The following is a 15,542-nucleotide window of genomic DNA, read 5'->3' on the forward strand; positions in this document are numbered from 1 at the left end:
GCTTATTGGGTTTAGGCGAACGGATAAAAAATATAAACCAGGCCCGTCATTAGTCTCGCTGAGGATGATGACGGGCGTGTACCCTACAGGCGATAGATATGAAAAAAACCTCTTTACTGGGAGCGTGTTTACTCGCGCTGGCCATGTCGATGGGGAGCGGGGCGGCAATAGCGAAAACGCCGCCCGACCAGCTGATCATCGGCATGAATATGAACAACCTTCTGACGCTTGACCCGGCAGCGATGACCGGTAACGAAGTGGTCGGGATTGTGGTCAATCTCTATGACTCGCTGGTGGAGCTTGATCCTAAACAGCTAACCAACGTCAGGCCCGCGCTGGCGAAATCCTGGGATATTAGCCCCGACGGTAAAACCCTGACTTTCCATTTGCGCGATGACGTGAAATTTCACTCTGGCAACCCGCTGACCGCCGCCGATGTGGTGTGGTCAATGCGGCGTATTTTGCATCTCAACCTCGCCCAGGCCTCGGTGTGGAAATCCTACGGCTTCAGTAAGAAAAATATTGATAACCAGGTGAGTGCCCCGGACGACGTGACGGTACAAATCGTGTTACCGAAAGATAACGACCCGCAGCTGGTTATTTACTCGCTGGCGGCGCTGGGCAACCTCGGCGTGCTCGACAGTAAAACGGTGCAGAGCCACGAGCAGGATAAGGACTGGGGCAACCGCTGGCTGACCACCCATGAAGCCGGTTCCGGGCCGTTTACCCTCGAAACCTGGCAGGCGAAAGATGTCCTGCGCATGAAGCGCAATCCTGACTACTGGCGCGGTGAGGCGAAAATGAGCCGCGTGGTGCTGCGCCACTTCCAGGAGTCGCAAACTCTGCGTCTGATGGTGGCGAAAGGCGATCTCGATATTGCTAACAACATGGCGGTCTCCGATATCAACGCCCTGCGCAGCGACCCGCAGCTGACCGTCGACGCGGTGCAGCGTGGGACTATGTACTACGTCGCCATGAGCATGAATGAAGATCATTTTGCCAATCCGAAAGTGCGTGAAGCGGTACGCTATTTGATTGATTACCAGGGCATCAATAAAGCGCTGATGCCGGGCTACGGCGTGCTGCATCAGCGACCGATCAAAGCCGGCATGCCATCCACGCTGCCTGACCCGGGCTACACGCTCGACGTGGCGCGGGCGAAAAAGCTGCTGGCGGAAGCGGGCTATCCCAACGGATTTGATACCACGCTGCGGGTGCTCTCCGATCAGCCGTTCCTCAATATCGCCATTGCCGTTCAGTCGACGCTGATGCAGGCGGGGATTAACGCCAAAATCATCACCGGCACCGGCAACCAGATTTACGGCGCGATGCGCGAACGTAAATTTGACCTGCTGGTCGGGCGCGGGGGGAGCGGAATGGAACCTCACCCGCACTCCAGCCTGCGTGCGCTGGTCTATAACCCGGATAATAGCGCTGAAGCTCGCCTGACCAACTTCCAGGGCTGGCGTACCGGTTTTTACGACCCGCAGCTGAACGCCATGATTGACCACGCTCTGCTGGAGCGTAACCCGCAGCAACAGGTAGCGAGCTATCAGGCGATTCAGCAACGCTATGACCAGCTGATCCCGGCGTTAATTCCGCTGTCGCAAATGGTCGATTCCGTCGTGGTACGCAACGAGGTGCAGGATTATCAGCCGCACCCCTCCGCCACCACTTTTCTGCGTGAAGTCTATAAAACCCGCGAAGGAGAGAAAGGATGAGTACGGCAATCCTTGCGCCCGGCTCCCGCACCCGGCGCTTATCAAAACGACTGCTGCAGGTGGCGATTACGCTGTTCGGCCTGCTACTGCTGACCTTCACCATTGGGCGCGTGATGCCCATCGACCCGGTACTGGCGATTGTTGGGCCGGATGCCGACCAGAGCACTTATCAGCAGGTTTATCAGCAACTGGGGTTTGACCAGTCGTTGGTCACCCAGTTTGGCATCTATTTTGTCAACTTGTTGCATGGCGATTTGGGCAATGCATTGCTGACCGGGAAACCGGTGGTAGACGACATTATTCGCGTCTTCCCGGCCACCATGGAGCTGGCGACGATGGCGATTATCGTCGGCGCAGGCCTTGGCATTCCGCTGGGCGTGCTGGCGGCGGCGCGGCGCAACAGCCTCTCCGATTATGTGGTGCGTATTATCAGCCTCGCCGGCTATTCAACGCCGATTTTCTGGGTTGGGATGATGGGGCTGCTGGTGTTTTACGCCTGGCTTGGTTGGGTTGGCGGTGCTGGACGGGTAGACCTTGGTCTGGACGGTATTGTGCCACGTCGCACCGGCCTGATGACCGTCGATGCGCTGCTGGCAGGTAACAGCCAGGTGTTCTGGAATGCCATTAACCACCTGATTTTACCCGCCTCGCTGCTCGGCTTTCACTCGCTGGCTTACATCAGCCGTATGACCCGTAGCTTTATGCTGGCCCAACTGTCGCAAGAGTTCATCATCACGGCGCGCGTCAAAGGTCTGACCGAGCGTCAGGTTATCTGGAACCATGCGTTTCGTAACATCCTCGTACAGCTGCTGACGGTAGTGGCGCTGGCCTACGGCGCGCTGTTGGAAGGTGCGGTACTGATTGAAACCGTCTTCTCCTGGCCGGGTTTTGGCTCTTACCTCACCGGCAGTCTGCTGCTGGGTGATATGAATGCGGTGATGGGTTGCGTGCTACTCGTCGGGGTTATCTTCGTGATGCTCAACCTGCTCTCCGACATGCTGTATCAATTCTTTGACCCGAGGACAAAATCATGACCGTTTCTCTGGATACGTCGCTTTCGGGCGGGGCGGGCGAAGGCCGCCAGCGGCTGCAACGTGCGGCGACACGGGCTGCCGGGTTTATCGGCAAAATGGCGCGCAACCCGCTAACGGCTATCGGCGGTGGGATTATCTTCCTGTTGATCGTCGTGGCGGTGTTTGCGCCGCTGATCGCGCCTTATAACCCGCTGGTACAGGACCTGAACAGCGCATTGGTGGCACCGAACGCCCAGCACTGGTTCGGTACCGATGAGTTTGGCCGCGATATTTTTAGTCGTCTGGTGTACGGCTCGCGTATCACGCTGTACATCGTGCTGCTGGTGTCGGTCACCGTCGGCCCGCTTGGGCTGCTGCTCGGCGTCAGCGCCGGATATTTTGGTGGCAAGGTGGATATGGTGCTGATGCGCGTCACCGATATCTTCATTTCCTTCCCAAGCCTGGTGCTGGCGCTGGCGTTCGTCGCTGCTTTAGGCCCGGGGCTGGAGCACGTAGTTATCGCCATTACGCTGACCGCCTGGCCGCCGATTGCTCGTCTGGCGCGTGCTGAAACGCTGTCACTGCGTCAGGCTGATTTTATCTCCGCCGTGCGTTTACAAGGCGCGTCTCCGATTCGCGTACTGTGGCGACATATTGTCCCGCTGTGCCTGCCTTCGGTCATCATTCGTATCACCATGAATATGGCGGGGATCATTCTGACCGCCGCCGGTCTGGGCTTCCTCGGCCTTGGCGCACAGCCGCCGGAGCCGGAGTGGGGAGCGATGATCTCCAGCGGACGCACTTATATGATGGAGTGCTGGTGGGTAGTAACGATTCCGGGGCTGGCGATTTTGATCAACAGCTTAGCGTTCAACTTCTTAGGAGATGGCTTACGTGACATCCTCGATCCTCGCAGCGAATAATGCTCCACTGCTCGACGTGCGCGACCTGTGCGTCGACTTTGTTAACGGTAGCGCGGTGACCCATGCCGTGCGCGGCGTCTCCTTCCAGTTGGGGCAGGAAAAACTGGCGATTGTTGGCGAGTCCGGCTCGGGTAAATCCACCGTCGGGCGTGCGCTGTTGCAACTGCATCCGAAAAAGGCCCGCGTCACCGCCAGCCGGATGCAGTTTGGTGACCTTGATTTACTGCATCTCAGCGAGGCGCAAATGCGCGGCGTACGCGGCAAACGCATCTCAATGATTATGCAGGACCCGAAATACTCGCTGAACCCGGTGGTTTGCGTCGGTAATCAGATAGCGGAGGCCTGGCTCACGCACCATCCGGGGCGTAAAGATGAGGCTAAAGAGAAGGCGCTGGAGATGCTGGAAGTGGTGCGCATTCGCCAGCCGGAGCGCGTGTATCAGCTCTATCCGCATGAGATTTCCGGTGGTCAGGGGCAGCGCATCATGATTGCGATGATGCTGATCACCGACCCGGAGCTGGTGATTGCCGATGAACCGACCTCGGCGCTGGACGTGTCGGTGCGCCTGCAGGTGTTGGGTCTGCTGGATGACCTGGTGAAATCGCGCGGTCTGGGGCTGATTTTTATTAGCCACGATATCAACCTGGTGCGCAGCTTCTGTGACCGCGTGCTGGTGATGTACGCCGGGCGGGTGGTGGAATCCATTGCTGCTAAAGACCTCGATAACGCCCGTCATCCCTATACTCAGGGACTGATTAACTCGCTGCCGGATATGCAGCATCGTCGCCCGGTTTTACCGGTATTGCAGCGCCAGACCAGCTGGTTGACGGACTAAGGAGTGCATGATGATTGAAGTCAAAAACCTCAACCTGGCGTTTGGCGAAGGAGAGAAGCGCAACCAGGTGCTGTATGACGTGAATTTTCACGTTAAGCCAGGCGAAATCTACGGTCTGGTGGGGGAATCTGGTTCCGGCAAAACTACAGTGCTGAAGTGCCTCGCCGGGCTATTTACCCACTGGAAGGGCGAGCTGGCGATAGACGGACAACAGTTGGCCCACGAGATCAGTCGCGAACGCTGCCGTCAGGTGCAGATGGTGTTTCAGGACCCCTACGGCTCTCTGCACCCGCGGCATACCATCGGCGACATTCTGGAAGAACCGCTGCAGATCCATAATATTAACGATCGCGACCGGCGGATCAATGCGCTACTGGACAAGGTCGGCTTGAACCGTGCCTTTCGCGAACGTTATCCGCACCAGCTCTCCGGGGGGCAGCGCCAGCGTGTGGCGATTGCCAGAGCGCTAATTCTCGAACCTCAGGTGCTGCTGCTGGATGAGCCAACCTCAGCGTTGGATGTGTCAGTGCAGGCGGAGATCCTCAATCTTCTGGCGGAATTGCAGCAAGAAGCTAAGCTGACTTACCTGATGGTGACCCACGATCTGGGCGTTATCGCCCACTTATGTCAGAAGGTTGCGGTGATGCAGTACGGTAAGATCCTCGAAACACTGACCGTGGATGCGCTGGTGAACGGCGAGGCGCAAACGGCCTATACGCAGATGTTGGTCAATGCCAGTCAGCAATATACGCGTGAAATGGCACGAGAAGTGGCAGCGTACTAAATAGCTGCGCGGAATAGTAGATCACTGAAAGGGAACTCAGCCCGGATTGTGCGATCTGATCAATCGCCAAACCAACCAAAATCACCAACCGGACTGAGCGATGCCGATCATAGTACCAATACCCCGTGGCGAACGACGCCTGATGCAGAAAGCTATTCATAAAACGCGTGATAAAAATCATGCCCGCAGACTCACGGCCATGCTGATGCTTCATCGGGGTGAACGGGTCAGCGATGTTGCCAGAACTCTCTGTTGTGCCCGTTCATCCGTTGGTCGCTGGATTAACTGGTTTACGCACTCAGGTATTGAAGGCCTGAAATCCTTACCCGCAGGGCGCTCCCGACGCTGGCCTTTTGAACATATCTGCACCCTGTTACGTGAGCTGATAAAGCATTCTCCCGGCGATTTTGGTTATCAACGTTCACGCTGGAGCACCGAATTACTGGCAATAAAAATCAATGAGATAACCGGTTGCCAGTTACATGCAGGAACCGTTCGCCGCTGGTTGCCATCTGCGGGGCTTGTATGGCGCAGGGCCGCGCCAACTCTGCGTATCCGTGACCCACATAAAGATGAAAAGATGGCGGTAATCCACAAAGCGCTGGATGAATGCAGCGCAGAGCATCCGGTATTTTATGAAGATGAAGTGGATATCCACCTTAATCCTAAAATCGGTGCGGACTGGCAGTTGCGCGGACAGCAGAAACGGGTAGTGACGCCGGGGCAGAACGAAAAATACTATCTGGCCGGCGCACTGCACAGTGGCACGGGTAAAGTCAGCTACGTGGGCGGCAACAGCAAAAGTTCAGCGCTGTTTATCGCTCTGCTGAAGCACCTGAAAGCCACTTACCGGCGGGCGAAAACAATCACGCTGATCGTTGATAACTACATTATCCATAAAAGCCGCGAAACACAGCGCTGGTTGAAAGCAAATCCCAAGTTCAGGGTAATTTACCAGCCGGTTTACTCGCCGTGGGTGAATCATGTGGAACGGCTATGGCAGGCACTTCATGACACGATAACCCGTAATCATCAGTGCCGCTCAATGTGGCAGTTACTGAAAAAGGTCCGCCATTTTATGGAAACCGCCAGCCCATTCCCCGGAGGAAAACATGGTCAGGCAAAAGTGTAGCGGTATTAGGCGCAGCTATTTAGTCTATACGGCGCATTCTCTTTCGAGATATGCGCCATTTTTTATATAAAACAGTGAGGGGAAATGTATTTATAGCTATAAATGTTGTCTTTTAGTGTAAAGATGGTGCTTAGATCTAAAACAGAAATATATACTGCATATAACCAATTTATATAAAATTATAATTCGCATGTATGATTTAAGGCGAAATAAATCACTATTTATTGTTTTATTTTCCAGATATTCAATAATGTAAACTCAGTTAAACCTTGCATATAGCAAGGAAAAACTGTGTATTGCACCTCCAGATCCTCTCCGTAATAGAGTAAACTCGCTGGCGAATAATTCTAAGATGTGGTCTACGTAAGGCGAGTTATCTAAATTACAGCCTGGTTTTCATGCCGCTCTCATCCAAATGGTTACAATACTCAGGGAACAGGATGGAAAAAACATATATCATCAACGGAAAAATTAATTTTATTCCTCAGCGTAGCGTTTTGTCACTTATTGCTGATGATACGAAGAATGTATCATTAAATATTCCCGTTAGCCGTTGCCTGATGCTCCTTATTCAGCAGGATGGCGCAACGGTTGCTCGTGAAACCTTTTTTCAGGAAGTATGGATAAAGCATGGCTCACAGGTGACCAGCAATGGTTTTTATCAAAATATTTCTTTATTACGTCGGGCCTTTAAGGAACTGGGTGTTGACGAAGAAATTATTGTAACGGTGCCCAGAGTCGGCGTCAGGCTGGAGGCAACATTATCCGTAATTGAATCCCAACCAGCTGAGTCAGAAGCCGCGCCGATTACAGAACCCATCGTAAAGCCCGTGGCAGAGGAGGTCGCTGCTGCGAAGTTTGCAGAAAAAAAGCGGTTACGGCTACGGCGTCCCGCCTTATGGGGCATCGCAGCATTACTGAGCTGTCTGGTCGTTGGGGTTGTTACCTGGCAAGCTGAATTCGAATCTTATTTGCAAAACTATTTGCCCATTAATGTAAAATATTCGCAACAATGTCACTTCTTTGCCAATAGCGATGTGGTTGAGCACAAGCGACATGAACAATTCATCAACCGAAGGGAATTTGAATGTGAAAAATACCCTTGGGTCTATTTGACACTCTATCCCGGCCAGGCCCGCGTCTCGGTGATAAGCTGCCGTCAGCAATTTAGTCAATGGCGTGATAATCAATGCCTCACCAATTATTATATTAAGGAGGTACTGAATGCGCAGAAGTGAAATTAAATGGTTAATAGCAATCATATTTATCTGTGTACTAACGGCATTAGCAATAAAATCCTGGCAATATTGGCAACGAAATCATTTTCAGTGCAGCGGTGAGTTGAGTTTATTTAGCTCGGGTTTTCAGGGAGATATTTCTGTACGCTACATATTTGATGATGAGCGCGGTCTGGCGATCGTCCGTGGGGAAATTACGCCGCCGCAGGGTAAGCCGTTCACTATCAATCAGAACATCTGGTTTAGCTTTACCCGCGATGGTCAGCACTACTTCCTGCGTTCCGAAACGGTCTCTGCCAGTATCGGTAAGCTTGAGGAAGAAGAGCAGATCAAATCCATTCTGCCGACCTTCTTCATCCAGCCGCAGGTGCCGTTTTACCTGAATATCCAGCGCTTGAACGAACGTACCCGGCTGCTGTATACCAGCCGGGCACCCTCTTTGCTTTGCGAGACTTGAATTAACGTAACAGCACGCAGTCTGGCGGCAGTCGGCAGCGTAGCGCTGCCGGCAAAATTTCCATGCGGAAGGTTTTGCCGCTCAGCGGCTCGCCATCAAGGTTAAACGTCATCTCGTGGGGGGCGGTTATCTCAAACCATGAGGAGACGCCATCGATGATATTCGGCGAGGTTTCCGGGTTTGCCAGGGTACTGAACAGCGCCGGGATCAGCTCTTCGCCGGTAAAAATGCGCAGATGCAGCAGGCCGTCGTTGATTAACGCCTCCGGGCAAAGTTGCTGGCCGCCACCGGCCTGGCGTCCGTTACCGATACCTATCACCAGCGCATCGCCCTGCCAGTGAAAATTCTCACCGCGGATTTCACAGCGGTCTGGCTTAAGGGTATCCATGCGCATCAGGCCGTGGATCAGATAGGAGACGCCACCGAGGGCGGCTTTCAGTTTCTCCGGCGTTTCAGTGGTAATACGGGTGCCGAAACCACCGGTAGCCATATTAATAAATCCGCTCTGGTCGTTGACTCGCGCAATATCGATAGCCACATCGCGCCCGACAATCGCCAGTTTCAGGGCGCTGGCCAGATCCTGAGGAATGCCGACGCTGGTGGCAAAGTCGTTCGCCGTACCCAACGGTAAAATCCCCAACGCCATCTTGCCATCGCGCTCGACCAATGCCGTGGCGACCTCGTTGATGGTGCCATCACCGCCGCCAGCAATGACCGTCTCTACGCCCAGCCCGAGGGCTTCATCGACAAAGCGCACGGCATCACCTTTTTCCCAGGTGACACGGACGTGAATGTCGATACCTTCGTCGCGCAACAGTTTAACCGCTTCGCGCAGCTGCGGTTCATTGGCGCCTTTGCCATTCAGGATCAGTAAGCTGGCTGGAAATGTTGACATCATCAAGGGGACCTTTATTGCACAGTAATGCATAAAGTGTACCGCATGCAGGAAGCGAAGGCCGGGGAGATAGATAAAAAATAAGCCCGCGTAAGGGAGATTACGCAGGCTAAGGAGGTGGTTCCTGGTACAGCTAGCATTTATGGGTTATGTTTTTCAGCGAAATGGATGATATCTGCTTTGAACGAAACGGTATGTGATCCGTTTCTAATATCTTTACATCGCGAAAAATTAACCCAATTTATACCTTAAATAATTCGAGTTGCAGGACAAGGCACTTGTGCCTTGAACAGCGCTTGCGCTGGCCCCGGAGGGGCGAGGCCACAGGCCGAGTAACGCGGCCAACGCACATGCAACTTGAAGTATGACGGGTATAACTAGTTACTATGCGGGTTTCTGGTTGTCTGATCCGTAAAGTTGCGCATCAGCAGTGCATACTGCAGGACCATATCTTCCGGAACAGGCAACCATACTGTGTGACCATCGCCCGGCGCGACCGGCATGATTTCGCCTTTGCCGTTTTCCATATGTTCGAGCGTAAAGTTGACGTTGCCCTGCGGGGTCATCAGCTCAAGGCTGTCGCCGACGGAGAATTTATTCTTCACCGCCACAGCGGCAAGCTGGCCGTTGCGCTCGCCGGTAAATTCACCGACAAACTGTTGGCGCTCGGAGATGGAGTAGCCATATTCGTAATTCTGGTAATCTTCATGAGTATGGCGACGCAGGAAGCCTTCGGTGTAGCCACGGTGAGCGAGGTTTTCCAGGGTTTCCAGCAGATTGGTATCGAACGGTTTGCCCGCCGCCGCATCGTCAATGGCTTTGCGGTAAACCTGGGCGGTACGTGCACAGTAGTAATGTGATTTGGTGCGTCCTTCGATTTTCAGCGAGTGGACGCCCATTTGGGTCAGACGCTCAACGTGGGCAACCGCGCGCAGATCTTTTGAGTTCATGATGTAGGTGCCGTGCTCGTCTTCAAAGGCGGTCATGTACTCGCCCGGACGTTTAGCTTCTTCAATCATAAAGACCTGGTTGGTCGGCGCGCCAATACCCAGCGTCGGTTCGACGTTCTGCACCGGGATCGGCTCATGCTTATGCACGATATTGCCGACGTCGTCCTCTTTGCCTTCCTGGACGTTATATTCCCAGCGGCAGGCATTGGTGCAGGTGCCCTGGTTCGGGTCGCGCTTGTTGATATAGCCGGAGAGCAGGCAGCGGCCGGAGTAGGCCATACACAGCGCACCGTGAACGAAAATTTCGATTTCCATTTCCGGCACCTGGCTGCGAATTTCGGCGATTTCATCCAGCGACAGTTCGCGGGAGAGGATCACGCGGGTGAGCCCCATTTGCTGCCAGAATTTGACCGTCGCCCAGTTAACGGCGTTAGCCTGTACTGACAGGTGAATAGCCATCTCGGGGAAGTTTTCCCGCACTAGCATGATTAAACCCGGGTCGGACATAATCAGCGCATCCGGACCCATTTCCACTACCGGCTTCAGATCGCGAATAAACGTTTTCAGCTTGGCGTTATGCGGCGCAATGTTGACGACCACATAGAATTTTTTGCCCAGCGCATGGGCTTCGTTGATGCCGAGCTGCAGGTTTTCGTGATTGAATTCGTTATTGCGCACGCGCAGGGAGTAACGCGGTTGGCCCGCATAAACTGCATCTGCGCCGTAAGCGAAAGCGTAACGCATATTTTTCAGCGTTCCCGCCGGGGAAAGGAGTTCCGGTTTAAACATGATTTTCTCGTTCTGATGACAGGTCAGATTCGCCGCACCCGGTGCGACGAGTTGGGGAGTTCCCCCACATTAAGGGCGGGCATTGTAGCGCTGTGGGGGGGGGGAGTAAACCGTCCGGCTTAATCAACGCGCAGATAGTGTCCGTCAGCGCTGACGTTCATGCCAAAACCGCAGTTCATGGGAGTATCGGTGCTAGCGTCGATGGCTTCGGAAGAAAACGCCAGCGAGATATCGCAGTGAATGTAGTCTCCTTCCCGAAGCGCCACGACGCCTTTGCCATTTTCAAGCAATACCGATTCAGAAAATTCGCCAATATTGGGGCCAACGTAGATCCCCATCATGCCGAAATAATAACCCTGAAAATCAACTTGAAAGCGCGATGGCTGGGGCAACGTTTTTATGGTCAGTACGTTCCAGGAGGCGCGCCCGGAATAGTTCCAATATTCACCCGCAGCGGAAGCTGGAGGCGGCAGAGCCGCCAGCTTATCTTTAATAAGCCCCAGATTGTAAATCGACTTGCTATCGTCCGGTCTTATCATCAGCCAGGCGCGGGCTTTACGCCATTGACCTTCGCGCATCCAGGTCAACGCCACGTTGTTGTAGGCCGTGGCGATGGCGCTGTCGTCAAGGGTGCAGCTTTCGCTCCACGCGGCCTGCTGCTCAAAAGCTTTACGCGCTTTGGCATAGTTTTTCGCTTTGTAGAACTGCTCGCCCTGATTGGCCCAGTCCGGGATTTTTGCACAATCAGCCTCGATCTGCTGCTCGGTGATTTCTGCTCTGGCGGCGGCGCAGAGCAGAAGCAGAGCGTAAAAAGGTAAATATTTCTTTGTATTATCACTCATGGCATTCCTTGCGCAGTTGAGTATTAGAGAATATCTGGATGGAATATATCATGACGTCGGATGATTTCTTATTCTTGAGGGTATTCTCAGATTATGGCGTGGGGGAAGGTGGATATTTCCCGGAGGCGATGCTGCGCATCTGTCCGGGCTACCGGCCCGCAGGCGGCGGTGAACCGGTTGCCTGGTCAGCGCAGCGCCACCGGGAAGACGCTACGCCGATGCATCAGGTCCGGCACATTTCCCCGGCTACCGGCCCGCAGACGGCGGTGAACCGGTTGCCGGGGAAATGTCGGGCAGTTGGCTCACTACGCCAGGCGGCAGGCGTCGGCTTCCCAACGATAGCCTACGCCGTAAACGGCGCGGATAAACGACTGCTCGGCGTCCAGCGACTCCAGCTTGCGACGTAGGTTCTTGATATGGCTATCGATGGTTCGGTCGGTCACCACGCGGTAATCATCGTACAGATGATTCAACAACTGCTCGCGCGAGAAGACTTTGCCCGGCTCCTGGGAAAGGGTTTTCAGCAGGCGGAACTCTGCGGGTGTAAGGTCCAGCAGTTTATCGCGCCAGGAGGCCTGGAAGCGGCCTTCGTCAACGATCAGCGGGCTTTGCGCATCCAGCGCCTGCAGATCGCGCTGCGGCTTGCAGCGGCGAAGAATGGTCTTCACGCGAGCGACAACTTCACGCGGGCTGTAGGGTTTACAAATATAGTCGTCGGCACCGATTTCCAGCCCGAGCAGACGGTCGATCTCTTCGATTTTCGCCGTCACCATCACTACCGGAACTTCGGAGAAGCGGCGGATTTCGCGGCATAAGGTGAGTCCGTCGGTGCCGGGCAGCATCAGATCTAACAGGATCAGATGCGGCGGCGTCTGGCGAACGTACGGTAGAACCTGATCGCCGTGATTAATCAGCGTCGGCGAATAGCCCGCCGCCTGGAGATAATCGATCAGCAACTGGCCTAGCTTGGGCTCATCTTCCACGATCAGAATGCGTGGTGTGTTTTCATCAACAGGTAATTCAGTCATACGTCTCTCGATAAATTACGTTCCAGAGGTAACTCTACTTTAATGCTAACCCCGCCCAAAGGCGAATGACCGGCACGCAAAGTGCCACCGTGGGCAGCCACAATGTTAAGGCAAATCGCCAGCCCTAAACCAGAGCCGCCGCTGGCACGATTGCGCGACCCTTCGGTACGGTAAAAGCGCTCAACCAGCCTTTCCAACTGCTCATCGGTTACACCCGGAGCGCTATCGGCAAAGTCGAGAACCAGCATGCGGCCATTTTGGCTGGCGCTAATCTGCAGCCCCCCGCCGCTATCGGTATAGCGCAGGCTATTTTCCAGCAGGTTATTAAAGAGCTGCATCAGGCGATCCCGGTCGCCGAAAATCGTCGCGCTTTCCGGTAGCGAAACACCGATCGACAGTCCGCGGCTGGCGAAACGTTCGCGGAACGCGCCAGCGGCGACTTCCAGCAGGTTGATGATATCCACCGAGGTTTTCTGGTAGGAGAGCGCACCTTCATCGGACATCGATAGCTGATGTAAATCGTCAACCAGTTTGGTGAGAGTGGCGACCTCGGCCTGTAAAGAGGTGATGGAGTCCGGGGTGAATTTCCTGATGCCGTCCTGAATCGCTTCCAGCTCGCCGCGCAGCACTGCCAGCGGCGTGCGCAGTTCGTGAGAAATATCAGCCATCAGGTCCCGGCGCATTTGCTGATTGCGCTCCAGGGTGCTGGCTAACTGGTTAAAATCCTGCGCCAGGCGGCCCAGTTCATCGCTGCTGCTGGCCGTAACACGGGTCGAGAAATCTCCGGCAGCCAGACGATGGGTGCCCTCGACCAGCCGCTTGACCGGCGCAAGCAGGCCGCGCGCCAGCGGGAAGGTAGCCAGCGCGGCGAGGAGCGTCGCGAGGGCGACAATCAGCCAACTGGTGCGTTTCTGCTGGCGGTCAAAATTGATATCTGTATTGCGCGTCAGACGTTCAACCGGCGACGCAATCACCGCGCCGACTTCCACGCCGTTAACCATAATATTGCGCCGGGTGCCATCTTTCGGTAAGCGTTCGCGCGGCCCTACCAGCACGCGGCCTTTTTGATCGACCACCCAGAACATGGTACGCCAGCCGTGCGGCGGAATGTCCGGGCCGGGACCTCGATCGCCGCGTGGGCCATCGAGCGGTCGGTCTGGCGCGGCATCCGGCGGCATCTCCCCGGGGCCGGGACCCGGTCCAGGCTCATCCATTGGCTCAGGTCTCATACCGCGCCCCTGCGGCGAGTGGTCGTCGTTGTCGCGCTCAAACGTTTTCAGCAACTGGAAAATAAACCGGTCATTATTGCGCAGGAACTTCCAGCTACCGTGCTGGGCATACTGTTCGCTCAGGGCGTCCCCGAGCATGGTCAGCCGCTGCTCGTTTCCGCGCTTGATATAGTCGATAAACCCGCGTTCAAAACTGATGCGCACCGCCCAGTGCATGCTGATTAACAGTACGATGCAGGTGGCGAGGATCGCGATAAATAGCTTGCCGGTAATGCCGGGACGCCAGAACTTCAAGATTCACTCCTTTTGCGACGACCAATCACGGTGTTGGTGGTGTCGTCGTCCGGTACGCGGGAAAAAATCAGCGCGGGTAGCGCGATAATCACCGCCATGCTTAAGTAGGTATAGAGAAAGACCTGATGAGTGGTTGTCGCATCGGCGCTGATATGCTGCTGACCATAGAGACCCAGCAGCATGCCGGCGATGGTGACGCCGATACTCATCGACAGCTGCATGACCATTGACAGCATGCTGTTGCCGCTGCTGGCGAGGTCATCGGGCAGGTCTTTCAGAGTCAGCGTGTTCATTGACGAAAAGCGGCTGGAGTTGATCATCCCTTGCAGGAATAGCACCACCGGCAGCAGCCAGTACCAGCCCGCGAGAGCGACCGCCATAAACAGCAGGCTGACCAGCGCCAGGCCGATTGTTGAGGCCACCAGCACCCGACGATAGCCGAAGCGGTTGACCACCTGGACCACGATACGCTTCATGCCCATGCTGCCGAGCACCATCGGGATCATCATCAGCCCGGCGTGGAATGGCGTAAAGCCGAGGCCAATCTGCAAAAATACCGGCGTCATAAACGGCAGCATGCCGCTGCCGATGCGCCCGGCGAAGCTGCCGCCGAGGCCGAGAGAGAAGGTGCGGTTGCTGAACAGTTTCAGGCTAAACAGCGCGTTGCGATTACCGCGCGCGTGCCACAGATAGAACAAAATGGATGCAACGCCGGCCGCTACCAGCGCCGCCAGCCACTGCACAGAGATACCGAGCCCTTTTTTACCGTCGAGCGCCAGAGTTAGCGTGGCCATTCCCGCCGCCAGCAGAATAAAGCCGAAGATATCAAAGCGCCGGGTTTGCAGGGTGTAGTTGGGCATCAGGCACAGGGTGGCGATGGCGCCGATAATCCCGACCGGAATATTAATCAGGAAGATCCAGTGCCACGAGGCGTACTCCACCAGCATTCCGCCGAGCGCTGGGCCGAGCAGCGGGCCGACCTGGCCGGGGAGGGTGACGAAGGTCATCGCCGCCATATATTGACTGCGCGGGACGATTTTCATCACCGTCAGGCGACCGACGGGAACCATCATCGCGCCGCCGACGCCCTGCAATACGCGGGCAAGTATTAACTGGTCGAGAGTAGCAGCCTGAGCGCAGAACAGCGAACCTGCGGTAAACAGGATGATAGCGCTGAAGAAAATATTACGTACGCCCACCCGGTCCGCCAGCCAGCCGCTGGCGGGCAGCATCACCGCTACCGTCAATACATAAGAGACGATAACCATATGCATATGCAACGGACTCTCCCCGAGGCTTTTCGCCATTGAGGGGAGGGCGGTGTTGACGATAGTGGTATCCAGCGCCTGCATAAAGAAGCCGAAGGCCACTATCCATAACTGCCAGCGCACGCTGGCGGGGAGATCGGTCAT

At 55.2% G+C, this 15,542-nt stretch carries 15 protein-coding genes; 9 read left to right on the forward strand and 6 right to left on the reverse strand.

All coding sequences use genetic code 11. The features are described from left to right. Positions 1-98: 98 nt before the first annotated feature. The 8 genes from HV213_RS10385 (at position 99) to HV213_RS10420 (ending at position 8,103) form a co-directional block, all read left to right on the forward strand. Positions 99-1,721 carry an ABC transporter substrate-binding protein gene (locus HV213_RS10385; RefSeq protein ID WP_181485642.1) on the forward strand — a complete coding sequence of 541 codons (1,623 nt, stop codon included), beginning with the start codon at positions 99-101 and terminating at the stop codon, positions 1,719-1,721. Further along, entirely contained in the window at positions 1,718-2,755 is a 1,038-nt protein-coding gene (locus tag HV213_RS10390) for an ABC transporter permease (protein WP_112213149.1), read from the forward strand. Before HV213_RS10385 ends, HV213_RS10390 begins: the two co-directional genes overlap by 4 nt. Then, positions 2,752-3,657 (forward strand): ABC transporter permease, encoded by a 906-nt coding sequence (locus tag HV213_RS10395; RefSeq protein WP_181485643.1) that lies wholly within the window; start codon positions 2,752-2,754, stop codon positions 3,655-3,657. The genes HV213_RS10390 and HV213_RS10395 overlap by 4 nt, the downstream gene beginning before the upstream one ends. Further along, positions 3,629-4,492, forward strand: a complete 864-nt coding sequence (locus tag HV213_RS10400; RefSeq protein ID WP_181486378.1) for an ABC transporter ATP-binding protein — start codon at positions 3,629-3,631, stop codon at positions 4,490-4,492. The genes HV213_RS10395 and HV213_RS10400 overlap by 29 nt, the downstream gene beginning before the upstream one ends. A gap of 10 nt (positions 4,493-4,502) precedes the next feature. Next, positions 4,503-5,276 carry an ABC transporter ATP-binding protein gene (locus tag HV213_RS10405; RefSeq protein ID WP_181486379.1) on the forward strand — a complete coding sequence of 258 codons (774 nt, stop codon included), beginning with the start codon at positions 4,503-4,505 and terminating at the stop codon, positions 5,274-5,276. Positions 5,277-5,376: 100 nt separating this feature from the next. After that, complete coding sequence (locus tag HV213_RS10410) at positions 5,377-6,408, forward strand: IS630-like element ISEc33 family transposase (RefSeq protein WP_001395480.1); 1,032 nt, start codon at positions 5,377-5,379, stop codon at positions 6,406-6,408. A 440-nt stretch (positions 6,409-6,848) separates the two neighbouring features. Further along, a complete protein-coding gene (locus HV213_RS10415; RefSeq protein ID WP_181485644.1) occupies positions 6,849-7,646 on the forward strand; it encodes a winged helix-turn-helix domain-containing protein in 798 nt (265 codons plus the stop codon). Positions 7,647-7,749: 103 nt separating this feature from the next. Next, entirely contained in the window at positions 7,750-8,103 is a 354-nt protein-coding gene (locus HV213_RS10420; protein ID WP_228288601.1) for a hypothetical protein, read from the forward strand. A gap of 1 nt (position 8,104) precedes the next feature. On the opposite strand, the gene yegS is transcribed toward HV213_RS10420, so the two are convergent. The 3 genes from yegS to HV213_RS10435 form a co-directional block, all read right to left on the reverse strand. Next, positions 8,105-9,001, reverse strand: a complete 897-nt coding sequence (gene yegS / locus HV213_RS10425; protein WP_181485646.1) for a lipid kinase YegS — start codon at positions 8,999-9,001, stop codon at positions 8,105-8,107. A 374-nt stretch (positions 9,002-9,375) separates the two neighbouring features. Then, complete coding sequence (gene trhP / locus HV213_RS10430) at positions 9,376-10,737, reverse strand: prephenate-dependent tRNA uridine(34) hydroxylase TrhP (RefSeq protein ID WP_181485647.1); 1,362 nt, start codon at positions 10,735-10,737, stop codon at positions 9,376-9,378. Positions 10,738-10,856: 119 nt separating this feature from the next. Continuing rightward, the gene (locus HV213_RS10435; protein WP_181485648.1) at positions 10,857-11,579 is read right to left on the reverse strand and encodes a tetratricopeptide repeat protein; all 723 of its coding nucleotides are present in this window, start codon (positions 11,577-11,579) and stop codon (positions 10,857-10,859) included. 50 nt (positions 11,580-11,629) lie between these two features. Here HV213_RS10435 and HV213_RS10440 point away from each other — a divergent pair, with 50 nt between their 5' ends. Next, on the forward strand, positions 11,630-11,986 hold the full coding sequence (locus tag HV213_RS10440) for a hypothetical protein (RefSeq protein ID WP_181485649.1): 357 nt from the start codon (positions 11,630-11,632) through the stop codon (positions 11,984-11,986). On the opposite strand, the gene baeR is transcribed toward HV213_RS10440, so the two are convergent. Genes baeR through HV213_RS10455 form a run of 3 tightly spaced genes read right to left on the reverse strand, consistent with a single transcriptional unit; the run spans position 11,885 to position 15,542 of the window. Beyond that, positions 11,885-12,607: an envelope stress response regulator BaeR gene (baeR, locus tag HV213_RS10445; RefSeq protein WP_181485650.1), complete on the reverse strand. Its 723-nt coding sequence runs from the start codon at positions 12,605-12,607 to the stop codon at positions 11,885-11,887. The genes HV213_RS10440 and baeR overlap by 102 nt on opposite strands. Further along, entirely contained in the window at positions 12,604-14,130 is a 1,527-nt protein-coding gene (gene baeS / locus HV213_RS10450; protein WP_181485651.1) for an envelope stress sensor histidine kinase BaeS, read from the reverse strand. The genes baeR and baeS overlap by 4 nt, the downstream gene beginning before the upstream one ends. Continuing rightward, positions 14,127-15,542, reverse strand: coding sequence for an MFS transporter (locus HV213_RS10455; RefSeq protein WP_181485652.1), 1,416 nt, complete (start codon positions 15,540-15,542; stop codon positions 14,127-14,129). Before HV213_RS10455 ends, baeS begins: the two co-directional genes overlap by 4 nt.

This window comes from Klebsiella sp. RHBSTW-00484, from assembly GCF_013705725.1.
Taxonomy (GTDB): domain Bacteria; phylum Pseudomonadota; class Gammaproteobacteria; order Enterobacterales; family Enterobacteriaceae; genus Klebsiella.